We start from the raw sequence: 23,224 nt of genomic DNA on the forward strand, positions 1-23,224 counted from the left end.
TGTCGTTTATCAATCGCACGCAAACCGCTCCTTGTCTTCACTCAATGCCGGAACTTACGGTGAGCGAGACCACGCGAGGAGCCGGTGAGGAGGCAGCCCGATGGAACTGCGCCACCTGCGGTACTTCGCCGCCGTCGCCGAGACTTGCCACTTCGGCCGCGCCGCCGAACGCCTGCACCTCGCCCAGCCCGCGCTTTCGCACGCGATCCGGCAGCTGGAGGACGAGCTCGGCGTCGCGCTGCTGAGCCGCACGACGCGGCAGGTGCAAGTCACCCCGGCCGGCCGGTTCTTCCTGGCCGAGGCCCAGCGGATCCTGGAGGCAGTCGAGGCGGGCGCGCGCGGAGCCCGGCGCATCGCCGACGGCCGCCGCGGGCTCGCCCGGATCGGCTTCACCGGAACCGCCGCCCTGTCGCACCTGCCGCAGGTGGCCCGCGCGCTGCAGCACCGGCTGCCCGAGGTCGAACTCGAGGTGCACGCCGACCTGCTCACCGGCGAGCAGTGCGAACAGCTGCGCGACGGCACACTCGACATCGGCGTGCTGCGCCCGCCGGTCACCGGCGGCGACCTCGACCTGCACGTCATCGAGACCGAGCCGCTGGTGCTCGCCGTCCCGGCCGACCACCGGCTCGCGGTGGAACCGGTCGTGGCGATGAGCGATTTGCGCGCCGAAGCTTTCGTCACCTATCCGGCCAGCTACTCCGTCGTCAACGAAGCGGTCCTGCGCAGTTGCCGCGACGCCGGTTTCACCCCGCAACGCGAGCACGAAGCGGCCGGCACCGCGGTCTTGCTCGCACTCGTCGCCGGCGGTCTCGGCGTCGGCGTCGTCCCCGCGTCCGCGCGGGCGCTGCCGCTGGCCGGGGTCGTGTTCCGCGACCTCGCCGGCGCGGCCACCGTCCAGCTCGCGCTCGCCTGGCACCGCGACCGGGCCTCGGCACTGGTCCCCGCCGTGCTCGACGCGCTCGGCGAGCTGTTCCCCGTCGAAGTGCCCGTGTCAGGGAGGACACGATGAAGATCACCCGGGTGGAGGCGATCCCGTTCGCCATCCCCTACCGCAAACCGCTGCGTTTCGCGTCCGGGGAGGTGCACACGGCCGAGCATGTGCTGGTCCGCGTGCACACCGACGACGGCGTGGTCGGTGTTGCCGAAGCACCGCCGCGGCCGTTCACCTACGGCGAGACGCAAGCCGGGATCGTGGCGGTGCTGGAGACCGTGTTCGCGCCGCAAGTCGTGGGCCTGAGCCTGCTCGAACGCGAGACCGTGCACGCGCGGCTGTCCCGCACGGTCGGCAATCCGGCTGCGAAGTCCGCTTTGGACATGGCGATCTGGGACGCGCTGGGGCAGAGCCTCGACGTCTCGGTCACCGAACTGCTCGGCGGCTACACCGACCGCATGAAGGTCTCGCACATGCTCGGCTTCGACGAGCCTGCCGCGATGGTCGCCGAGGCGGAACGGATTCGCGACACCTACGGCATCACGACGTTCAAGGTGAAGGTCGGCCGTCGTCCGGTTTCCCTTGACACCGCAGTGGTTCGCGCGTTGCGGGAGCGGTTCGGCGCCGAGGTCGACCTGTACGTGGACGGCAACCGGGGCTGGACGGCCGCGGAATCCGCCCGCGCGATGCGGGAAATGGCCGACCTCGACCTGCTGTTCGCCGAGGAGCTGTGCCCCGCCGACGACGTCCTCGGCCGCCGCTGGCTCGTGTCCCGGCTGGACATTCCGTTCATCGCCGACGAATCCGCGGTGACCCCGGCCGACGTGACCCGGGAGATCCTCGGCGGGTCGGCCACCGCGATCAGCATCAAGACCGCCCGCACCGGCTTCACGCGTTCGCAGCGCACGCACCACCTCGCGGACGGGCTCGGGCTGGAAGTCGTGATGGGCAACCAGATCGACGGCCAGATCGGTTCACTGTGCACTGTCGCGTTCGGAGCGTCGTACGAGCTGACGGCGCGCCGCCCCGGCGAACTGTCCAACTTTCTCGACATGACCGACGACCTGCTCGCCGAACCGCTGTGCATCGCGGACGGCGAACTGGTCATCCGCCCCGGCGCCGGGCTCGGCGCCGAACTCGACCCCGGCAAGCTCCGGCACTACCGGCAAGACCGCTGAGCCGGAAACCCCTGATGGATCAAGGAGGATTCATGACTGCCACGCATTCCCCCACCGCCGCCGCGTCCGGAGCCAACGCCACCGAACGGTTCAAGAGCGACAAGCTCGCCGGCGTCGCGGGCACCCCGAAGGAACGGGTCAGCCTGCTCGCCCGCGAGGTGCTGGAGGCCGTGCACGCGACCATCCGCAAGCACAAGGTGACCTACGAGGAGTACAACGCGCTCAAATCGTGGCTGATCAGCGTCGGCGAGGACGGCGAATGGCCGCTGTTCCTGGACGTCTGGGTCGAGCACGTCGTCGAGGACGTCGCCACTGAGCACCGCAAGGGCAACAAGGGCACCATCGAGGGCCCCTACTACGTGCCGGACGCCCCCGAACAGGGCGCGCGCGGTTCAGTCCCGTCGCGGGAGAACGAGCCGGGCACGCCGCTCACCTGGACCGGACAGGTCACCTCGACCACCGGCGCGGCACTGGGCGGCGCGAAGGTCGAATTGTGGCACGCGGACGCGGACGGGCTGTACTCCCAGTTCGCGCCGGACATCCCGGAGTGGAACCTGCGCGGCACCTTCACCACCGACGACGAGGGCCGCTTCGAAATCCACACCGTGCGACCCGCGCCGTACCAGATCCCGACCGACGGCGCCTGCGGCAAACTGATCGCGGCGGCCGGCTGGCACGCCTGGCGTCCGGCGCACCTGCACGTGAAGGTCTCCGCGCCGGGCCACGAACTGCTCACCGCGCAGCTGTACTTCCCGGGCGACGAGCACAACGACGACGACATCGCGTCCGCGGTGAAGCCGGAACTGCTGCTCGACCCCAAGCCCGCGGCCAACGGCGAGACCATCGAGTACAACTTCGTCCTCGACCCGGCCCTCTGATTCGGCAGGAGACCCATGCTTTACCACGTGCGGATGGACGTCCGCATCCCCCCGGACCTGGACCCGGCGGTCCGCGACGCCCTCATCGCGCGCGAGAAGGAGTACAGCCAGCAGCTGCAGCGCAGCGGGAAATGGCCGCACATCTGGCGGATCGCCGGGGAGTACGCGAACTACTCGGTACTGGACGTCGCGGATCACGACGAGCTGCACCAGATCCTGTCGAATCTGCCGCTGTTCCCCTACATGGACATCCAGGTGACCGCCCTCGCCCGGCATCCGTCCAAAGTGGACTGATCCGCTCCGCCCCCGCACGGCTCGCGAACCCGCGCGAAGGACCGGTGAGGCGGGGTTACTCGCCGACGGTCACCACGCGGTCCGCGTGCTCGGCCAGCAGCGGATCGTGGGACGCGACCAGCACCGCCGTCCCGCGATCCGCTGCCCGGCGCAGAGCGGTCAGCACCATCTCCGCGTGCGCGCGGTCCTGATGCGACGTCGGCTCGTCCGCCAGCAGCACCAACGGTCCCGCTGCCAACGCGCGCGCCACCGCACCTCGTTGCTGTTCCCCGCGCGAGACCTCGCTCGGCAAGCGGTCCGCCAGCTTCGCCAGGTCCAGCGTTTCCAGCAGCTTCGACCGATCCGGCAGCTCCGCCGCGGTCCGCGCGGCGAACGCGAGGTTCTCCTCGACCGTCAGTTCCTCGAACAGCGCGATCGACTGCGGCACGAAAGCCAGCGCGTGCCACGGCTGTTCCGAAACCGGCGCGTCCGGCATCGGCGGATGCGCGGTGACGGTCCCGCTGTCCGGCTTGTCCCAGCCGCCCGCGATCATCAGCAAGGTGCTCTTTCCGGAGCCCGACGGGCCGGTCAGCGCGACCAGTTCGCCCGCCGCCAGGTCCAGGCTCGTGTGCCGCAGCACCGGCGTCCCGCCGTGGGAGCGGCTCACGTCGGACACGCTGAGCAGCGCAGTCACCGGACTCTCCCGTCCACCAGTTCCACCACGTCGTCCGCCGCTTCGGCCAGCACCGGGTCATGCGTCGCGACCACGACGGTCTGACCCGAATCCGCCAGCGCGCGGAACGCCTCCGCGACCAAGCGGGCCGAGGAGCGGTCCAACTGGGCGGTCGGTTCGTCCGCCAGCACCGCGTCCGGGTCGCCGACCGCGGCGAAGGCGAGTGCGGTTCGTTGTTGTTCACCGCCGGAAAGCTGGCGCGGACGGTGGCCGCGGCGGTGGTCCAAGCCCAGCCGCTCCAGCGAAGCCAGGGAAAGACCGGTGCCGCGCATTTTCGCGGCCAGCTCCAGATGTTCTTGCACGGTGAGGTAATCCAGCAGATTGTCGGCGGGATTCTGGAATACGTAACCGATCCGTCGCCGCCGCACCGCTCGGCGGGCCCGTGCGGACAACGCGGTGACGTCGGTGCCACCGACCTCGATCCGGCCCTCGTCCGGTCGTTCCAGGCAGGCCAGCAGACGCAGCAAGGTCGATTTGCCGGAGCCGGAGGGGCCGACCAGCGCGGTGATCCGGCCGTGCGCGGCGGCGATCGAGACCTCGTGCAGAGCGGTCAGCGAGCGACCCGCGGTGCGATAGCTGTGCGTCAATCCGGTACCCCGGACAGCATCAGGCAGTGTCACGCAACACCTCCGAAGGCAGTGCCCGCGCAGCCGCGCGTTGGGCCGCGTAGGTGACAACAAGTGCGACGACCGCCGCAGCGAGCAGCAATTGCCCGCCCGGCCCCCACGGCACCGGGATCACCGTGCCCGGCGGGGTCGCCGGATCGAGGTCGTAACCCTCGTAGGTCACCGAGACCGCGACGGCCGCGAATCCCACGCCCAAAGCGAATCCGGCCGCCAGCAGACCACCGACCTCGTACGCGAGCGCTCGCCAATGCGCGCCGGAAGTGATGCCCATCCGTCGCAAAAGGACATACGCTCCGCGGCGGGCGCGCGCCCTGGCGTTGAGGTACAGCAACAGTCCAACCAGGACTACGACACCGACCAAAGCGGACACTGCGGTCAAGAACGCGAAGGTGTAAGTGACTCCGCCGTAGACGCCGTGCGCCGTGACGTCGGCCGCGCGGCTCACCGTCCCGGCCGGAACCCCGGCTTTGCCCAGTTCCGGCAGGACTCGCGCCGGATCGCCGCGCGCCCACAGTTCGCGGTGCACGCTCTCGCCGGCGAACTTGGCGAGAATGTCCTTGCGCAGCAGCAATTCCGGGAAGCCCGCGTTCTTCCCGGGCAGCTGCGCCACCGTGACGACGCGCAACGGGAGGTCCTTGCCGCCGATGCTCAACGTCGCCTGCGCGGGCGCGTCCGGAACCCCGGCGATGATGCCGACCGCAGTGTCGCCGGACAGCTGGTCCAGCAGCTCCGGCAGGGTCGGCCCGCTGAGGTGGTCGTCCCAGAACGCGGCCGAGCCGAACGTCGCCGGGTCGACGCCGAGCACGTTCACCGTCTTGCTGCCCAGGTACGCCGAGTCGTAGCGGTCGACCAGCGCGGCTTGCCCGGTCAGGCCGGGCGGGATCGCGGTGGGGCCGGTCAGGTGCACCACGACGTCCGAGCCGACCACGAGCTGTCCCTCGTCGTCGAGCGTGCGCTGGACGGAGCCGGTGACGGTGGTGGCGAAGATCGAGAGCGCGACCGGTACCGCCGTGGCCCCGACCAACACGGCCGCGGCGGCGGGCGCCGAAGCCAGCCGTCGCCAGGCCAGGAACGCCACGGCCCGTTCCCGACGCACCGCGCGCACCCGAGGCAAGGTCAGCCGCACGGCCCGGGTCGCCAGCATCGCCAGGCCCAGCACCAGCAGCAACGGCACGACGATCAGCCGCGGCGGGATCCGCGCGACCGAACCGGCCTGGCCGAGCCCGGTCTGCGTCCCGTCGCCGAGCGCGAAGTAGCAGACCACGGCGGCGGTCAGCGGGAGGATTTCCCACGGGAGATGCCGGATCCGCGACCTGCGCGCGTCGAACGTCGCCCGCGTGCGGAGGACGACCGAACCGGCGATCCCGGCCAGCGTCGCCAGGAACGCGACCGCCGCGCCGCCGATCGAGTAGCCGACCGCGGACGGCGTCACCAGCGGGCTCGGCCCCAGCGCGCCGACCAGCCCGCGCGCGGCGAACCAGCCGCCGACGGTGCCGAGCAGCGCGATAGAACCCAGCTCCAGCAACGCTTTTCCGGCGAGCGCGGCCGGACCCGCCCCGCGCGCGGACAGCACAGCGAGCTCGGCCCGGCGGCGTTCGACCCAGAACGACCCGACCGTCGCCGAAATGACCAGCCCGGTCAACGACCCGGCGACGCCGATCGGCACCACCGTCGCGGCAAGCGAGGATTCGACCTGGTCCGCGCGGTCCGCGATACCGCCCAGCGACGACGTGAACTGCATCCGGCCGCGCTGCGCGAACAGTTCGGGAGTGTTCTCGGTGCGCTGCCGCACCCGTTCCAGCCCGGCGATGGTGCCGGGTGCGTTCGCGGTGGTCAGCCCGTCGGTGTCGACCGAGGCCTCGAGGAAGCTGCCGACGCCCGAATCCGGCGGGGTCAGCCCGAACAGCGCGTCCCGCGACACGAACCCCACCGGGAAGACCGGGGCCTCGCTCAGCGGATTCGGCCGGTACAGCGACTGGAGATGGCACCAGAACGGCTGGTCAGGAAGCTCGCGCAGATCCCGGTAGACGGCGGCGACCGGCATCGTGGCCACCGGGGCGCCCGGCGGCACGCCGGTCCGCGGGCTCCAGCCGCCCTGGATCGCCACCTGGTCGCCCGCGTGCAGCCCGCGCGCCTGCGCGAACTGGCTCGACACCCAGATCCCCTGGCCCTTGCCGCCCTCCAAGACCTGCAAGTGCCCGGCGAAATCGTCCTGGGCGACCAGCCACATCGCGGACTGCTCGGGATTCGGCGAACCCGGCCGGACCGGGTTGACCTTCGCGCTGCTGGAGAGCGTCGACCGCACCCCGGACAACCGCGGCACATCGCGAGCCGCGTCGCGCGCGACCGCGAGCCGGGCGTCGTCGAGCGCCTTGCCCGTCGGCCCGGTGGCACCCGGATACGGCTGGGACATCGGCAGTCCGCCGACCCACTCCGCGCCGACCGCCCACTGGCACGCCCGGTTCGTCTGGTCGTGCAGCATCGCGTTCCCGGCCGACGACAGGAACAACGCCACTGCCGCGGCAGGCAACGCGACGAGCATCGCCGCCGCGACAGCCGCCACGACGACCGCTGGTTGCCGCCACCCCGTTTTCGGCGCCCGCGTCCACGGCGTCGCCCCCCACCCGCGCATCTGCCGAGTCTGCCACGATCCCGGCGCCGGCGGGGCGGCGCTGCCCGATGTCCGTGACCCGACGCGAACAGAGCGCGTTTTCCCGAATACAGAACGCTTACTTCGCCTGCCAAACCGGCGCGCGCTTCTCGACGAACGCCAGCGTCCCCTCGCGGACGTCCTCGCTCGTCATCACGCCGACGGCGTTCTCGCGCGTGTTGTCCCAGTCGCTGTCCTCGGCGGAGATCGCACCGTCCACAATGCTCAGTGCGACGCGTTTGCTCGCCTGCACCGCCAACGGCGCGTTCGCGGCGATCTTCTCCGCCAGCGCCAGCGCCTCGGTCAGCACGTCGGCGTCCGGGACCACGTGGTTCACCAGCCCCAGCGTCGCCGCGCGGGCGGCGTCCAGGGGTTCGCCGGTGAACATCATCTCCATCGCGATCTTCCGCGGGATCTGCCTCGGCAGCCGGAACACCCCGCCCGCCGCCGCGAAGAGGCCGCGTTTCACCTCGGGCAGCCCGAATTTCGCCGATTCGGCCGCCACCACCAGGTCGCTGGCCAGCGCGAGTTCGGTGCCGCCGCCGAGGGCGAATCCGTTCACCGCGGCGATCGTCGGCTTCGAGACCGGATGCCGCACGTATCCGGCGAAACCCCATTCCTCGTGACCGGGAGCCGCGAGCGATTCGCCTCGCGACACGGCTTTCAGGTCGGCACCGGCGCAGAACGCCCGCTCCCCCGCACCGGTCAGCACGACGACGCGGGTTTCCGGATCCTGCTCGGCCCGTTCCAGCGCGGTGCCGACCAGTTCGCTCAGCTCGGCATTGACCGAGTTCATCGCGTGCGGCCGGTTGAGCGTGACGACCAGGACGTGTCCGCGCTGTTCGACGAGCGCGGCCGGAGCGTCATCGGGCATGGTCTGCCTCCTCCGCCGGCGCGAAGACCGGCACCTTCTCGTGGTCAGGTTCAGGACCGGAGGGCACGAACACTGCCCGCACCGGCAGCTGCCAGAGGTCCGCGTCCGGGTCGGCGTCGAGCCGGCACCACCACCACGGTCCCTCGGCCAGCTCCACGATGCCGACGACCACGCGCTCCGGCTCGCCGCCGTCGCGCGCCCGTTTGTGCACCACCGACCACGACACCACCGTGCCGGTTCCCGAGGCGGCCGTCCACTCCAGATCGTCGTCGGGGTCCGGGACCGTGCGCGGGTCCAGGTACTCGCCGGTGCCGCGCCGCCGCAGCAGCCGGAATTCGCCGATCGCGGTGCCGTCGAAGAACGCGGCGGACTCCTCGTCGCGCGCGACTGGGTTGATCCGCACTGTCATCCCTCCGTTCCGAGCACCAGCGTGCTGTGGTGGTCCAGAATGCCGCCGTTGCCGGAAACCAGCACGGTGTCGTGTTTCGGCACCTGGCGTTCGCCGCCCTGGCCGCGTGCCTGGATGATCGCCTCGGACAGCGGCGTCATGCCCCACAGGTAGTAGGACGACAGCTGGCCGCCGCCGGTGTTGACCGCGAGCTTGCCGTCCGGGCCGAGCATGCCCGGCGTCGCGACGAACTCGCCGCCTTCGCCCTTGCCGCAGAACCCGTAGTCCTCCAGGGTGAGCAGCGCGGTGAAGGTGTAGCAGTCGTAGATCTCGGCGACGTCGATGTCCTCGATGGTCACCCCGGCCATCTCCATCGCCGCCGGGCCGGACTGCGCCGCACCGCTCACGAGGCCGAGATTGTCGTTGCGGCGGAAGGAATTCCCCGGATGCGCCTGGCCCCAGCCGAGCACCTGGACGGCGGGCTGAGCGAGTTCTTTCGCTCGTTCGGCGGAGGTCACGATCACCGCCGCTCCGCCGTTGGACACCAGGCAGCAGTCCAGCAAGTGGAACGGTTCCGCGATGAACCGCGACGCTTGATGGTCGGCCAGTGTGATCGGCTCGCGCAGCTGTGCCAGCGGGTTCTTCGCCGCCCACGCGCGCTGCGCGACCGCGATCGCGCCGAGTTGTTCGCTCGTAGTGCCGTAAGTCTTCATGTGCCGTCGCGCGGCGAGCGCGTAGAACGAGTTCGGCCCGGCGAAACCACTGGAGCCCAGCAGGCTTCCCCAGCCGGTCGGGGTCGTGCGCCGTCCGCCGTAGGCCGCGCCGGTCGCTTTGCCCTGCTGTAGCGGCGCGTCCGCGAACACGCAGGCCACGGTGTCGGCCATGCCCGCTTCGACGGCCATCGCGGCGTACTGCACCATCGCGCCCGCTGTCGAGCCGAACGCCTGCATTTGGGTGAACAGGCGCAGGTCGCGCAGTCCTAAGTCGACTTGCAGACTCAGGTCCACTCCGGGCGTCGTGCCTGCGGACACCAGCAGCCCGTCGATGTCGGACAGCCCGATCCCGGCGTCCGCGGCTGCCCGCCGGACGGCCTGCGCGGCGAACTGCCGCGCGCTCGGACCGTAGACTTTCCCCAGCTCAGTGAGCCCGAGACCGGCGATTGCCGCCCTCCGGCGCGCCGGGGTCTCCCGCCTGCTCGTCATCTTCGCACTCCGTTCCCGACCGGTGGTCGCACCTCCACGTTCGCATCCCGCTGACGCGGCGTAAACGACCGGTCGGGACACCGGCAGATGTGCGGCCGCGACACGTGCGCCGATGTCGCTGCCGGAAACCTGCCGGTGTCGGAATCCGTGATGTACATCGCCGTTTTCCGCACCCAGCATGGGAATCGAGACCCGACGACGGGAAAGGCGGTCCGGCGATGGCGATCAGCGCCGCGGAAACCGAACAGCTGCGGGAGGCGGTGCGCGACCTGCTCGCGGACCGCTGCACGGAGGCCGACGTGCGCCGCGTGATGGCGAGCGGCTCCGGCTACGACCTGCGACTGTGGAAACAACTGGCCGAGCTGGGATTGCCCGGCCTGCTGATCGCGACGGAATACGGCGGAGTCGGCCTGGGTGCGGAAGAACTCGAAGCGGTGTCGGAGGAAATCGGGGCAGCGCTGCTGCCGTCGCCGTTCCTGTCCAGCGCGGTGCTGACCTCGACGCTCATCGACGCCGCCGGGTCCGAAGAGGACAAACGCCGTCTGCTGCCCGCGCTCGCCGACGGGTCTTCGATCGGAACCGTCGCCGTCACTGGCCCCACCGGCGCTTGGACGCCTGAAAGCATTGCGATACAAGCGAACGGAACTCTCACCGGGACCGCGTCCTATGTGACCTTCGGCCAGGTCGCCGACGTCATTCTCGTGGTGGCCCGCGCTGGTGACGACATTGGCATCTTCGAAGTCGCCCCGGACGCGCCGGGCTTCGTCCGCAGTACGGCAGAGGTATTCGACCCGACTGTACGGCTGTCTCAATTCACCTTCGCTGATACCCCAGCGCGCCGAGTTGGCACTTCAGGCTGGGAGGCTGTGCAGAAAGCCTTGGATACCAGCATTGTCGCGCTCGCCGGAGAACAGGCAGGCGGCGCTCGTAAGATCTTTGAGACAACCGTCGAATATCTCAAAACCCGCGTCCAGTTCGGCCGAGCGATCGGCAGTTTCCAGGCGATGAAGCACCTCGCCGCCGATCGGCTGCTGGACGTCGAATCCGCGACCTCCGCCGCCCGGCACGCCGCGGCCGACGGCAGCCCGGGCGCGATCGCACTCGCCGGGTTCGCGTGCGCGGAAGCGTACGAAACCGTTGCCCTGTCCGCGATCCAGATGCACGGCGGGATCGGCTTCACCTGGGAACACCCGGCGCACCTGTACCTGCGCCGCGCCCGCTCCGGCGCGCAGTTGTTCGGCAGCTCGCGACTGCACCGGGAGCGCTACCTCGTCTCGAAGGGAGCCTGACATGACCAGCGCCGACCAGCTCCGCGAAGAAGTCCGCGCGTGGCTCGCCGCGGAATGGACCGGGCTCGCGCCTGCCGAGGATCGCTGGAGCACCACCCCGGAACGCATTGCCTGGCTGGAAAAAGTCGTCGCCGCCGGATACGCGGTGCCGACCTGGCCGGTCGAATGGTCCGGCCGCGCCTGCCCCGCCGAACTGGCCGACGTGATCGCGGCCGAGTTCGACGCCGTCGGCGCACCTGGCGCCCGCCAGGACAAGTACAGCATCCCGGCCAACACCGTCCTCGCGTTCGGCACCGGAAAACTCAAGCACGACCTGCTGCACGACGTCCTCACCGAACGCTCCCGGACCTGCCTGTTCTACAGCGAACCCGGCGCGGGCTCGGACCTCGCCGCCGTGCGTACCACCGCGGTCCGCGACGGCGACCGCTGGATCGTCAACGGACAGAAGGTCTGGACGTCCGGCGCGAAGACCGCGGACTACGCGCTGCTGATCGCGCGGACCGACTGGGACGTCCCGAAACACCAGGGCCTCAGCTACTTCGTCGTGCCGATGCACCAGCCCGGCGTCGACATCCGGCCGCTCGTGCAGATCACCGGCGAATCGCACTTCAACGAGGTGTTCCTGACCGACGTCGAAATCCCGCCGGACTACCTGGTCGGCGAAGAGGGCAAGGGCTGGCGCGTGCTGCAGACCGCGCTGGCGTACGAACGCTCGATCATGGGCGACGGCGCGCGGGCGTCGCGGCACGGATCGATCGCCGACGACCTCGTCGGGCTCGCCCGGGACCGCGGCCGCCTCGCCGACCCGGTCGTCCGCGACAACCTGGCCACCGTGCTCGCGTTGCGCGAACTGAACGCGCTGAACAACGCCCGGGCGAAAGCCGCCGCCGAACAAGGCACGTCGAGTTCGGCGATGTCGCTGGGAAAGCTCGCGATGTCCGGCATCCTGCACGCCGAAGGACGGCTGCGCACCGACATCGCCGGTCCGGAAACGCTGCTGGCCGGGGACGGGAACCCGGTCGCCGACGACGTGAACTTCCTGGCGCTCAACGCCTTCTTCACCTCCATCGGCGGCGGCACCGACCAGATCCAGCGCACGATCATCGCCGAACGCGTCCTCGGCCTGCCCAAGGAACCCGAGATCGACCGCGACCTCCCCTTCCGCGCCGTCCGCCGCAGCTGAGCCCCGAGGAGGCTGGTTCCCTTGCCCGACACCTACGACCCGCCGCTGTCCGGGTTCCGCGTGCTCGATCTGTCCTCCGGCCCGATGACCGCGACCGGGCGGCTGCTGGCCGATCTCGGCGCGCGCGTCACCCGCGTCGTCCTGCCCGGCGTCACCGGCGACCACACCACCGGACCGGTCGTCGACGGCGTCGCGATCGGCACCGCGATCGACCGGCACGGCTTCGCCCACGCGACCGCCGAACCCGGCTCGCACGGCTGGGACCGGCTGCTGGCCGACGCGGACCTGCTGATCGAGACCACCCCGCCCGGCTCGCCCGCCGAAGAACTGCTCGACGTCCCCGGCCTGCGCACCCGGCATCCCGCGCTGGTCGTCCTGTCGATCAGCGACTTCGGCCGCGCCACGACGCGGCGGCACTGGCAGGCCACCACCCCGGTGTTCCACGCGCTGACCGGCGAACTCTCCCGGTCCGGCATCCCCGGCCGCGCGCCGCTGCTGCCGCCCGGCGAACTGCCGTACCACGTGGCCGCCGCGCAAGCCGCGTTCCAGGCGGTGAGCCTGTATCTGGACCGGCTGCGCACCGGACGCGGCGACCGCATCGACTTCGCCGTCCTCGACGGGGCGATGCAGGCGCTGGACCCGGCGTTCGGCATGGTCGGCAGCGCGGCCGCCGGGGTGCCGTTGAGCGACCTGCCGCGCGGACGCACCGAAGAGCGCCACCGGTACCCGATTTTCCCTTGCCAGGACGGATACATCCGGATCTGCCTGCTGTCGCGCCGGCAGTGGCGCGGCATGTTCGAGTGGATGGGCAGCCCGGCCGAATTCGCCGACCCGAAGTACGACCAGGTGCGCGAGCGCTATGCGTCGCCGGACCTGCTGCCCGCGATCGGCCGGTTCTTCGCCGACCGCACCCGCGCCTCGCTGGAATGCGAGGGCCAGCGCCACGGCGTGCCGGCCGCTGCGGTGCTCACGCTCGCCGAAGCCCTGCACACCGACCAACTCGCCGCGCGCGGTTTCTTCCGCGACACCGAACTGTCGCCCGGTCTCGTCGCGCCGGTCCCAGCCGGAATCACCGAGATCGACGGGCACCGCGCCTTCGCCGTGCCCGGCACCGGCGCGCGCGTCACCGCCGCACCGATCCTCGCTGGTCGCCCCCGTCGCGGCGAAGGACGTCCGCTGGAGGGAATCCGGGTCCTTGACCTCGGCGTGATCGTCGTCGGCGGCGACACCGGACGGCTCTTCGGCGACCTCGGCGCGGACGTCGTCAAGATCGAGAACTCAGCTTTCCCGGACGGTTCCCGCGCCGCACTGCCCGGCCTGATGTCGCACGGTTTCGCCGCCGGGCACCGCAACAAACGCGCCATCGGCGTCAACCTGCGCGACCCCGAAGGCCAAGCGCTGGTCCGGCGGCTGGTCGCACAATCGGACGTCGTACTCACCAACTTCAAACCCGGCGTCATCGCCTCGCTCGGGCTCGACCGGGCCGCGCTCTCCGAGGTGAACCCCGGCATCGTCGTCGTGGACAGCTCCGCCTTCGGCCCGACCGGCCCGTGGGCCAGGCGGCTCGGCTACGGCCCGCTCGTGCGCGCCGCGACCGGACTCACCAGCGAGTGGATCTATCCCGGCGAACCGGGCACGTTCAGTGACGCCGTCACCGTCTATCCCGACCACGTATGCGCCCGGATCGGCGCGCTGGCCGCGCTGGCGCTGCTCGTCCGGCGCGAACGCAGCGGCGAGGGCGGGTCGGTGAGCGTCGCGCAGTCCGAGGTCATGCTGAGCCACTTCGCGGACCGGATCGCCGCCGAAGACCTGGCCCGCCGGGGACACTGTGCGGACGGCCCCGCGCACGACGCGCCCTGGGGCGTGTTCCCGACCGCTGGCGACGACGATTGGCTCGCCGTCACGGTGCGGAACGACGCGGATTGGGGTGCGTTGTGCTCGGTGCTGGACCGTCCCGACCTGGCCGCCGACCCCGGTTTGGCCACCCGCTCCGGCCGAGCGGCGGCCCGTGCCCGGATCGACGCAGCGGTGACCGAGTGGACCTCGCGGCATTCTCCGTTCGAGGCGATGGATCTGCTGCAGGCCGCGGGGATTCCGGCCGGGGCGCTGCTGCGGGCGGGCGACCTGCCGGAATGGGAGCAGTACCGGGAGCGGCGGGCGTTTCGGGAGGAGCTGCATCCGTACGCGTCGGAGCCGTATGTGCTGGAGAACGTGCAGATCCACGCCGCGCACGTCGCCGATCCGCCGGTGGGGCAGGCGCCGCTGCTGGGCGAGCAGACGTTCGAGATCGCCGCGGAACTGCTCGGGCTGGGGGTCGCGGAGACGGCGGGGCTTGTCGCTCGCGGGGTGTTGGAGGCGCCCGAGGAGCAGGGCGGGCGGGCTGCTCGCGCGGGGTGACTTCCAGCGGGGGCCGCGAATCCGCCCGGCATCACCACCGCACGCTCCGGTGACACCGGGCGGAAACACCCGCCATCCGCCTGGCCGCTCGGCGAACCCGCCCCCGGCACCCCGCCGGGTGGCCAGGCGTCCCGGAATCCGGCGGTCCGGGCAAAGCCGCCCGCCGCGCACGGCCACCCCGGCACCCCGCCGCGAAACCCGGCGCCGCCGAACGAAAACGCCCCGCCGGCCCGACCGTCCCGCGAACCCGCCGAACCCCGCTCCCCGCCGTATGATCGCCGCAACCCGCCCGCCGCTGCCGGACCTCGCTGGACATTGGACGATGGAGATCGATTTCACCCGCCTGAAGTACTTCGTCGCGGTCGCCGACGAACTGCACTTCAAGCGCGCGGCGGACCGGCTGCGGATCACCCCTCCGCCGCTCAGCAAGCAGATCAAGCTGCTCGAACGCGAGCTCGGCGGCCCGCTCTTCGAACGGCACTACCACGAGGTCCGGCTCACCCCGCTCGGCCAGGCGCTGCTCGGCCCGGCTCGGGCGATCCTGCGCCAGGTCGACGGCTTGAAGGACATCGCGGCGGGAGTTCTCGAGGACGGCACGCCGATCCGGGTCGGGGCCACCGCGTACGCGCCGTCCGATCTGCTCGAAGACCTGGAAACCGCGGTCGGCGGGCTGGCCGCGCCCGCGACGTTCGAGGTCGCCGGTTCCGCCGCCGAGGTCACCGCGAAACTCGTGTCGGGGCACCTGGAACTCGGGCTGATCCACCTCGCCGTCGAGGATCAGCGGCTGCGCGCCCGGACCGTCGCCGAGTACCAGGGCGCGATCGCGGTCCGCGCGGACGATCCGCTCGCCTGCCGCGATCTCGTGCACATCGAGGAACTGCGCGACCGCGAGGTGGTCATCGACTTCGCCCGGCCGAACCCGGTCATCCTCGCCGCGCTGACCAGGAGACTCGCCAAACGCGGCGTCCGGAACATCGTGCGCGCGGTCAGCGGGCGCGGCGGCGAACTCGAAATGGCCGCGCAGGTGTTCAACCGGCGGCTGGTCGCCCTCGTGTCCTACGCGCCCGCCTCGTTCATCGGCCGGATGTTCTCGCCGCCGGAGTTCAAACTGGTCCGGATCGACGAGGACGGCTGGGAACCGAGCAGGCTCGCGCTCGCCTGGGCCGCCGACCGCGCCGCCGGACCGCCTCGTCCGGCCGATCTCGCCGAGGACCTTTCCGCGAAACTGGGCCCGATCCGCCGCGGCTGACCACGACCCGGGCCGCCAGCAGCGTCCACAGTGGACCGTCAGGACCCGACGAACCTGCTCAGCAGCCGCCCGAACTCGGCGACGTCGCGGCGCGGCCAGTCCCGCAGCCGCTCTTCGAGCCGTTTCCGTTGCGCCGCACGGGTAATCGCCAGCGCGCGATGCCCGGCTTCGGTCAGCTCCAACCGCTGCCTGCGCGAATGCCGCGGATCCGGGCCGCGCACCAGCAGCCCGCCGCTCTCCAGTTCCGCCAGCTGCCGGCTCACCGTCGACGGGTCGAGCCCGTACTCCTGGGCGAGATCCGCCGCGTGCGCGCAGTCCGCGAGGTCGATCGAGGACAGCATCGTGTACTGCACGAACCCGAGCCCCTCGTACAGTTCGTTCGAGCGCACCCGGGACCCGCGGGAAAACAGGATCATCGCGCGGTGGATAGCGTCCAGGGCATCGCCGTCGCGGTCTTCTCCCGGCATGTCCCCGCATGCTAGAGATGCACCATACAACTGTCAACGCGGCTCGGCGGCGATCCCCCGGCGCAGCAGGTCCTCGGCGTCGACCCCGGCTTCTTCAAGCAGCGCACGGGTATGCGCGCCGAACGCCGGGACGTCGCCCATCCGCGCCTCGACGTCCGCGAACGTCACCGGCGGCAGCAGCGCGTCGACGGTCGCGTGTTCGGTGCCGATCCTGCGCCAGCGGTCGCGGGCGCGAAGCTGCGGGTCGGCCACGACATCGGCGACCTGTTTCACTTGCGCCGCAGGGATTCCGGCGTTCGCGAGCCGCTCGTCCAATTCCACTGTGGACCATCGGGCGGTCTCGGCGGCGACCGCGGCGTCGCATTCCGCGCGGTGCTCGACGCGCCGCACGTTCGTGGTGAATCGCGGGTCGTCGGCGAGTTGCGGAGCTTCGAGGACCGAGGTGACCAGGGTCCGCCAGCCGCTGTCGTTCTGGACCCCGATCAGCATCTGCCCGTCTTTCGTCGGATACGCGTCGTAGGGCGCGATCGAGGCGTGGCTCAAGCCCATCCGCGCGGGCTGCCGTCCGGAGTACATCTGGCTGTACATCGCGTAGCCCATCCACTCGACGGTCGCCTCCAGCATCGACACCTCGACCGTCGCGCCCTGCCCGGTTCGCCACCGGCGCAGGAGGGCGGCCAGCACCGCTTGCGCGCAGTACATTCCGGAGGCGATGTCGGAGGTCGGGATGCCGGTCTTGACCGGGGTGTCCGGGGTGCCGGTGATGCCGATCAGGCCCGCTTCGGCCTGGACCAGCATGTCGTAGGCCTTGCGCTGTTCCCGCGGACCGCCCGTGCCGTAGCCGGAGAGGTCTGCGGCGACCAGTTCCGGACGGTCGGCTCGGAGCTCCGCGGCACCGAAGCCGAGGCGAGCGGCCGCGCCCGGGGCCAAGTTCTGGACGAAGACGTCGGCGCGCGCGACCAGCCGGCGGACCGCGTCGCGGCCTTCCGCTGTTTTCAGGTCTACCGCCAGGGATTCCTTGCCCCGGTTGAGCCAGACGAAGTGTGCGCCGGTGCCGTGCACTACGTGGTCGTACTCGCGGGCGAAGTCGCCGCCGTCCGCTCGTTCCACCTTGATCACCCGGGCGCCCAGATCGGCCAGAGTGCGGGTGGCCAGCGGGGCGGCGACTGCCTGTTCGACGGAAACGACGGTGATCCCGTCCAGCGGGAGCGCGGGGTCCGAGTGCATGCCGATTACTATGACCCGGTTTTCGCCGGGGTGCTCGGGTGAATCGTGTTGCGCAGGGCACGTGTCCCGGCGAGCTCAGCCGCGCGGGTCGAACGGGATGCCGGACGGCTTCGACTTCTCCAGCAGGTCCTGGTACCGGCCCTCGCTGATCTTGATCGTCGCGGCGCCGAAGTCCGCGGCCGTCAAGCGGTCGCGCAGGGCGGTCGAGGGCCACCCGTCCCAGCCGACCAGGGGCGGGTAGCGCCAATCGCGGTAGTGGTTCTCCGGCGGCTCGTCGTGGGCGTCGGCGAGGCGGAAGAAGTGCGTGCCGGGGCCGTCCTTGTGGTACACCGTCTTCGGGTGGGCGCCGTCGAAGCTCACCTTCGACCGGGGGTACGTCACCTGCGAGGAATGCTGCGTGGTCGTCACGTACTCGACCTGGTTCGACGACTGGTCGATCCACGAGATCACGTGCTCCCAGTCGTGCCGGTGCCCGCCGAGGCCGCTGCCGTCGACGGCCTGGTCCTTTTCGAAGTAGCTCGCGTAGACGACCGCGCACCAGCCGTGGTTGCAGGTCGAGCGCGAGTAGGTCTGGGAGTTGTCGAGGTCGGACTTGTCGTGGCAGTTGCCGTTGACCGCGCCGGTGGTCTTGAGGCCGGGCGCGAGGGCGCCGTCCGGGCCGATCGCCGGGGTCGCGTAGCAACCGTCGCCGTCGTAGTCGTAGGCGGGCGAGAAGGACTGCTCGTATCCGTTCGCGTTCTGCGGCAGGTTGTGCGGCGGGTCGGCGTACGCCGCGGACACCGGGAACAGCAATGCCGTGCACACGGCCACCGTCGCGACGCGGGCGAGCGGAAGTTTCCTCATGTCCGGATGGTGACACCGCGAACGCGGAAGGTGAAGGGATGTCAGGGAAGCATCCGATGGCCTTTCAGCCCGCGAGGACCTCCGCGCCGCGGTGCACGCGCAGCAGGTCAGCCCGGACGAGGTCGGCCAGCAGCCGTTCCTCCTCGTCGACCTCCGAAGGTCGCGGCGGCAGTTCTCCGCTGCCTGCCAGCGCGCCTGCCGCGGCCTCCGCGAAGGACGCCATCGTCGGCGACTGACCGTCCCGCTGCAGCAGCGCGCCCGCCGAAGCCGCGAGACCGCGCAAGCCCTGCCCGGCCTCCTCCAAGGCTTCTCGCTGCTCCGACGCAGGCTCCCGGCTGCCGGGCTCGGGGCTCAGCAGGTCCTGATGCGTCCGAGCCGCGGCGCGGAACCGCAGCCCGACCTCACGACGGCCGCCTCCGCCGCGCAACCGCTCCGCCACCGCCGCGAGCAGCTCGCCAGTCTCGGAGACGGCGTCGGAAAACCGTTGCGCCACCGAAGGTTTCGGTACCCCGGGCACCGCGGCGAAGCCGAACAGCAGGCCGATCACCACCGCCAACGCCACCAGCAGCAGGTATTCCCCGAGCACCGACACCGCGTCCAGATGCCGCGTCGTCGCGTTCATCCCGACGCTCATCAGCACCATGCAGCCGTTGAACACCATGGGCTTTACCTGCATGAACGGGAACCCGACGAGCAGCGCGACGATCCCCAGCGGCAGCAACGCGCCCGGCGGCAGCAACCACAACGCGACCGCCAGCACCACAGCCCCGGCCACCGCACCGGCGGCGCGCTGCCACGCTTTCGCCAGCGTGTCCCGCCATTCCGGCTGCATGAGCGCGAACGTCGTCATCAGGAACGACACGGTGAGCGGGTCGCCTGGGCGGAACGTCGCGATCACCGCGGCGACCAGCATTCCCAGCGCGCACCGGACCGCGTGCCGCAACTGCGCGGACCGCCACGAGAACACACCGGTCGCCTCGCGCCGCAAGGCCTCGCGGACCAGATGCCGCGGGAAGTCCACAATGGACTCGTCGCGGTTCAGCACGGCTTCCCGGATCGCGGACAACCCGGCCCAGGCTTCGTCGAGCAGCGCAGCGGTGTCGCCGGGCAACGAGACGTCCGGGTCGGCCCGTTCGATCTCCGGCGGATCCGAAACCGTCTTCGCCCGCACGGCTTCCGCCAGCGCCGCGACCTGTTCGTCCGCGGCGTCGAGCACCCGGGAAACAGCCGCCGCTTGTTCTTCGTCGAACGCACGCAGCCGATCCCGCAGCAGCGCAGCGGTTCCGTGGTACCGCGCGCCACCAGCGAGAACCCGCGCCTGCCACGCGCGCGGCCGATCGGTCACCCACAGCCGCACCGCGCGCTCCGCGCTCGCGCGATCCGGCCCCGCGAGCGCGTCGGCCAAGGCAGTGCGGGTCGGCTTGCCCGGATCGCTCAGGCCCATCAGCAGCCGCAGCACGAAAACGACCGCGACGGCCAGCGCCGGCGCGCAGACGATCTGCACCGGGCTGGCCGCACCGCTCAGCTGGAAGCCGTAGCCGAACACCGAAGCCATGCCGAGCCCGAGCCCGACCGTCACGTACCGCGGCCCCAGCGCGGGCACCACCGCCGCCGCGAACACCACCAGCACGAGCAGCGCGATCGACGCGACCGGCGACACCTCGCCCAGCAACCGCGGCCCGGCGCCGCCGAGCACGACCGCCGGAGCGAACGCCGCGAGCAACCACAGGTCCGGCCGCAGCGGGCCGCCGGTGGCGGCGATGAAGCAGAACAATGCGGTCAGCCCCGCCAGCATCGCCGTCCCGCCGAGCCCGAGCGCCACCCCGAGCCCGGCGGTGCCGCCGACGACCACCAGAATCGCCGCGAGCATCCCGCCGCCGCGCGCAATCGCGTTCATCCCGCCCCGTTCCGTCACCGCGCAATGCCGCAGTAGCCTCGCACGTCGCACTCGTGAGTGCTGATCCCGGTTCTGACCGCGACAGCCGCTCACGACGCCTCAGCCCGCGCCGGCGCAGGCAGTTGCGGAGCATGGCGCAGCGGTCGGTGCGGGCCTGAGCGCGTGCGTGTCGTGGGTGTTTATGCCGGTTCTAACCGGCAACGCCGCTCACGACGCCTCAGACGTTCGCACGCTCCGGCGGCAGCGTCAGCAAGTTGTGCACCTCGCTGTGCTCTGCCCCCGGCAACCCGTCCAGCGCCAGCAACGCCGCGCTCCGCGCCGCCACCTCCGCCTCGGTCCGCGGCGACATCAGCGCCGACCCGCCCGTCGCCAGCGCCTGGTTGGCCTCCACGAACTTCCGCGAGCGCTTCTCGTACGCGGCGAAGGCGACGTCGTGCGGAGCGTCCGCCAGCTCGTACGCCAGCAGGTACGCGCCGATCATCGCGAGGCTCGATCCCTGCCCGGACAGGAACGACGTCGCGTGCGCGGCGTCCCCGGCCAGCGCGACGCGGCCCTTCGACCAGACCGGCAGGTGGATCTGGCTGACCACGTCGAAGAACAGATCGTCCGCCGAGCGCATCGCCTCGACCATCCGCGGCACCTCCCAGCCGCAGCCCTCGAAGCGGCTCGCGACCAGGTCGCGCTGCGCGGCGGGGTCGGAGAACGCGGAGAAGGGCGGCTCGGCGTGAGTGAACACCAGGAATCCGTGCACCTGGTCGCTGTCGCGGTCGCCGGCGGCGTAAAGCGACGCCGACCGGCCCGCCACCGCCCAGGACGCGCCCTCGTGGGACAGGCCGAGGTAGTTCGGCATGGTGAATCCGGCGAAGCAGTAGCCGAGGTAGCGGTGGAACTGCTCCTCCGGCCCGAACGCGAGCGCACGGGTCTTCGAGTGCAACCCGTCCGCGCCGATGACCAGGTCGAACGTCTGGCTCCGGCCGCTGGCGAAGGTGACCTCGACGGCGTCGCCGCGATCGTCCAGTTCGGCGATCGACTCCGAAAAACGGAACTCGACGTCGTCGCGGACCGCGTCGTACAACAGGCTGGTGAGGTCGCCGCGGGCCAGCTCGATGTCGTACCCGGACTCGTCCCCGGTGATCACGGTCGGCGCGACGCTGTTCAGGACGCTGCCGTCCGCGTCGAGGAACGCGAGCCGCCGGGTGGCGACGTGCCGCTCCCGCACCTTCTCCTCCAGCCCCATCCGCCGCAGCACCTCGACGGCCGGGCCGCGCATGTCGATCGGGTACCCGCCGCCGCGCACCGCGGCCGCCTTCTCCGCCACGGTGACCGCGAAGCCGTACTGGTTCAGCCAGTACGCCAGCGCCGGGCCCGCGATGCTCGCCCCCGAGATCAGCACACTCCCGCTCATGGTTCTCCCCTTGTCCCCGGCAGGCGATAGATGCCTACCTTAGGTATCATTTTCGAGACCGGCCGGAACCGCCTCGCGCGATCCCGGTGACCCAACCGTATACCTAAGTTAGGTATCTAATCAAGGAGCCCGCGATGTCCGCCGTCCCTTCCCTGCTCCGGGACCTGCTCCCCCGGCTGAACGAACTGAGCGGGACGCTGCGCCGGGGCAAGCTCTTCGAGCGCGCGGTCGAGGCCACCGGGTTCCCGCTGGAGCGGCCGGCGATGAGCGTGCTCGGCATCCTGCACATCGAGGACGCGCCGCTGCGGGTCGGCGAGATCGCGAACCGGATGAACGTCGTCGGCCCGCACGTGACGCGGCAGGTGCAGGGGCTGGAAGGCCGCGGGCTGGTACGGCGCGTGGCCGACCCGGACGACCAGCGGGCCCGGCTGATCGAGCTGACGCCCGAAGGCAAGGCCGCGGCCGAACGCTACGTCGGGGTGATCGAAGGCTGGTTCGCCGACGCGCTCAGCGGCTGGACAGCGGAAGACCGCCAGCTCCTCGACCGGCTGATGAAAAAGCTGGTCGAGGACCTGACGGCCGGGTTGTCCGATTTGGACTGACGAGGATTACCGCGACAGCCGCAGGAACTCCTGCTGCTCGCGGTCGTAGCGCTGGGTCAGCCCGTTTCCGTAGCGGTCCCACCAGTTCTGCGTGTGCCCGTTCTGGCGGGTGGTCGTGTCGCCGTAGATCTCGCGGTCGTATTCGATCCGGGCGTCGTGGAACTGCTGCTGGAATTCCTGCGGCGACAGGCGCTGCAGCTGCTGCACGGCGGCCGGGTCGAGGGTGCGCGCGCTCCGCACGATGTCCGCGCCGCCCATGTGGTTCAGGATCGCCCGGACGCCGCCCGCGCCGCGCATGTGCGCGCCGGACATGATCGCGGCCTGGGTGCCCGCGTCGGTGAACTCCATCGCCCCGGCCCGGCGCGCGTTCTCGGTCATCAGCTGCGCGACCACCGCGCGTTCTTCGGCACTGCCGAGGCCGTACTCCCGGCGGGCGGCCATGATCTGGTCGTAGCCGTTGTGCATGCTCTCGCGGAAGCCGTACGCCTCGCGCACGCCGCCCTGTTCGCCGGTCGCGCCCTCGGACCGCATGATCGAATCGACGACCCGGTCGTCCAGCTGCTGCGGTGCGGCACCCCCAGCAGCCGCACCGCCGCCTCCGGCCCCAGCTCCACCGCCCGTGCCGCCGCCATAACCCTCGGCCACTGCGGTGTCGGCGTCGGCGTAGTTCTGCGCCGCGTGCTGCACCTTGCCGTTGACCTGGTCGATCAGCTTCACGAAATCGCCCAGCGACGACACGAGTTTCGACTGCAGCAAGGTGTTCGCCGCGGCGACCCCGCTGCCGATGCCCGCGAACGACAAGGCGTCGATCACGAGCGTCTCGAGGTCGCGGACGGCCGAGAACGCCGCGGCGCCGAGGCCCTCCACGTTCTTCACGATCGCCGACACCTCGGCCGGCAGCACCCGGTAGCTTCCCGCTGTCATGCCAGTGA

21 protein-coding genes are annotated in these 23,224 nt (G+C 71.0%); 9 read left to right on the plus strand and 12 right to left on the minus strand.

Annotation, left to right across the window (positions count from 1 at the left end):
• The first annotated feature begins 100 nt into the window (after window positions 1–100).
• The 4 genes from H4281_RS24580 to catC are packed head-to-tail and all read left to right on the plus strand — an operon-like array spanning window position 101 to window position 3,281.
• Window positions 101–1,009, plus strand: a complete 909-nt coding sequence (locus H4281_RS24580; RefSeq protein ID WP_182893287.1) for a LysR substrate-binding domain-containing protein — start codon at window positions 101–103, stop codon at window positions 1,007–1,009.
• Window positions 1,006–2,109, plus strand: a complete 1,104-nt coding sequence (locus H4281_RS24585) for a mandelate racemase/muconate lactonizing enzyme family protein (RefSeq protein ID WP_182893288.1) — start codon at window positions 1,006–1,008, stop codon at window positions 2,107–2,109. Before H4281_RS24580 ends, H4281_RS24585 begins: the two co-directional genes overlap by 4 nt.
• A gap of 32 nt (window positions 2,110–2,141) precedes the next feature.
• Complete coding sequence (gene catA / locus H4281_RS24590) at window positions 2,142–2,987, plus strand: catechol 1,2-dioxygenase (protein WP_182893289.1); 846 nt, start codon at window positions 2,142–2,144, stop codon at window positions 2,985–2,987.
• Between the two features lie 15 nt (window positions 2,988–3,002).
• Window positions 3,003–3,281, plus strand: coding sequence for a muconolactone Delta-isomerase (gene catC, locus H4281_RS24595; protein WP_037812322.1), 279 nt, complete (start codon window positions 3,003–3,005; stop codon window positions 3,279–3,281).
• A 55-nt stretch (window positions 3,282–3,336) separates the two neighbouring features.
• Here the strand turns inward: catC and H4281_RS24600 are convergent, their stop codons facing one another.
• From H4281_RS24600 to H4281_RS24625, 6 genes are all read right to left on the minus strand, one after another.
• Window positions 3,337–3,954, minus strand: a complete 618-nt coding sequence (locus H4281_RS24600; protein WP_182893290.1) for an ABC transporter ATP-binding protein — start codon at window positions 3,952–3,954, stop codon at window positions 3,337–3,339.
• Entirely contained in the window at window positions 3,951–4,613 is a 663-nt protein-coding gene (locus tag H4281_RS24605) for an ABC transporter ATP-binding protein (RefSeq protein WP_182893291.1), read from the minus strand. The genes H4281_RS24600 and H4281_RS24605 overlap by 4 nt, the downstream gene beginning before the upstream one ends.
• On the minus strand, window positions 4,600–7,251 hold the full coding sequence (locus H4281_RS24610; protein ID WP_182893292.1) for an ABC transporter permease family protein: 2,652 nt from the start codon (window positions 7,249–7,251) through the stop codon (window positions 4,600–4,602). Before H4281_RS24610 ends, H4281_RS24605 begins: the two co-directional genes overlap by 14 nt.
• A 97-nt stretch (window positions 7,252–7,348) precedes the next feature.
• On the minus strand, window positions 7,349–8,143 hold the full coding sequence (locus H4281_RS24615; protein ID WP_182893293.1) for a crotonase/enoyl-CoA hydratase family protein: 795 nt from the start codon (window positions 8,141–8,143) through the stop codon (window positions 7,349–7,351).
• Window positions 8,133–8,552, minus strand: a complete 420-nt coding sequence (locus H4281_RS24620) for a Zn-ribbon domain-containing OB-fold protein (protein WP_182893294.1) — start codon at window positions 8,550–8,552, stop codon at window positions 8,133–8,135. The genes H4281_RS24615 and H4281_RS24620 overlap by 11 nt, the downstream gene beginning before the upstream one ends.
• Window positions 8,549–9,733 (minus strand): thiolase family protein, encoded by a 1,185-nt coding sequence (locus H4281_RS24625; RefSeq protein ID WP_182893295.1) that lies wholly within the window; start codon window positions 9,731–9,733, stop codon window positions 8,549–8,551. Before H4281_RS24625 ends, H4281_RS24620 begins: the two co-directional genes overlap by 4 nt.
• Window positions 9,734–9,951: 218 nt before the next feature.
• On the opposite strand from H4281_RS24625, the gene H4281_RS24630 reads away from it, so the two are divergent.
• From H4281_RS24630 to H4281_RS24645, 4 genes are all read left to right on the plus strand, one after another.
• Window positions 9,952–11,022 carry an acyl-CoA dehydrogenase family protein gene (locus H4281_RS24630; protein ID WP_182893296.1) on the plus strand — a complete coding sequence of 357 codons (1,071 nt, stop codon included), beginning with the start codon at window positions 9,952–9,954 and terminating at the stop codon, window positions 11,020–11,022.
• Window position 11,023: 1 nt separating this feature from the next.
• Window positions 11,024–12,205 (plus strand): acyl-CoA dehydrogenase family protein, encoded by a 1,182-nt coding sequence (locus H4281_RS24635; protein ID WP_182893297.1) that lies wholly within the window; start codon window positions 11,024–11,026, stop codon window positions 12,203–12,205.
• Window positions 12,206–12,226: 21 nt separating this feature from the next.
• Window positions 12,227–14,602 carry a CaiB/BaiF CoA-transferase family protein gene (locus tag H4281_RS24640; protein WP_182893298.1) on the plus strand — a complete coding sequence of 792 codons (2,376 nt, stop codon included), beginning with the start codon at window positions 12,227–12,229 and terminating at the stop codon, window positions 14,600–14,602.
• 322 nt (window positions 14,603–14,924) lie between these two features.
• Window positions 14,925–15,851, plus strand: coding sequence for a LysR family transcriptional regulator (locus tag H4281_RS24645; protein ID WP_182893299.1), 927 nt, complete (start codon window positions 14,925–14,927; stop codon window positions 15,849–15,851).
• A 38-nt stretch (window positions 15,852–15,889) separates the two neighbouring features.
• On the opposite strand, the gene H4281_RS24650 is transcribed toward H4281_RS24645, so the two are convergent.
• The 5 genes from H4281_RS24650 to H4281_RS24670 all read right to left on the minus strand — a co-directional run bounded on the left by H4281_RS24650 (window position 15,890) and on the right by H4281_RS24670 (window position 21,690).
• Entirely contained in the window at window positions 15,890–16,318 is a 429-nt protein-coding gene (locus H4281_RS24650) for a MarR family winged helix-turn-helix transcriptional regulator (protein WP_182893300.1), read from the minus strand.
• 33 nt (window positions 16,319–16,351) lie between these two features.
• Window positions 16,352–17,545: a CaiB/BaiF CoA transferase family protein gene (locus H4281_RS24655; RefSeq protein WP_182893301.1), complete on the minus strand. Its 1,194-nt coding sequence runs from the start codon at window positions 17,543–17,545 to the stop codon at window positions 16,352–16,354.
• A gap of 75 nt (window positions 17,546–17,620) precedes the next feature.
• A complete protein-coding gene (locus tag H4281_RS24660) occupies window positions 17,621–18,388 on the minus strand; it encodes an NPP1 family protein (RefSeq protein ID WP_182893302.1) in 768 nt (255 codons plus the stop codon).
• Window positions 18,389–18,452: 64 nt separating this feature from the next.
• A complete protein-coding gene (locus tag H4281_RS24665; protein ID WP_182893303.1) occupies window positions 18,453–20,285 on the minus strand; it encodes an FUSC family protein in 1,833 nt (610 codons plus the stop codon).
• Between the two features lie 217 nt (window positions 20,286–20,502).
• Window positions 20,503–21,690, minus strand: a complete 1,188-nt coding sequence (locus H4281_RS24670; RefSeq protein ID WP_182893304.1) for an FAD-dependent monooxygenase — start codon at window positions 21,688–21,690, stop codon at window positions 20,503–20,505.
• 134 nt (window positions 21,691–21,824) lie between these two features.
• On the opposite strand from H4281_RS24670, the gene H4281_RS24675 reads away from it, so the two are divergent.
• On the plus strand, window positions 21,825–22,292 hold the full coding sequence (locus H4281_RS24675) for a MarR family winged helix-turn-helix transcriptional regulator (RefSeq protein ID WP_182893305.1): 468 nt from the start codon (window positions 21,825–21,827) through the stop codon (window positions 22,290–22,292).
• Between the two features lie 6 nt (window positions 22,293–22,298).
• On the opposite strand, the gene H4281_RS24680 is transcribed toward H4281_RS24675, so the two are convergent.
• On the minus strand, window positions 22,299–23,216 hold the full coding sequence (locus tag H4281_RS24680) for a hypothetical protein (RefSeq protein WP_182893306.1): 918 nt from the start codon (window positions 23,214–23,216) through the stop codon (window positions 22,299–22,301).
• Window positions 23,217–23,224: the final 8 nt, after the last annotated feature.

Source organism: Amycolatopsis dendrobii (genome assembly GCF_014145675.1).
Taxonomy (GTDB): Bacteria; Actinomycetota; Actinomycetes; order Mycobacteriales; family Pseudonocardiaceae; genus Amycolatopsis; species Amycolatopsis dendrobii.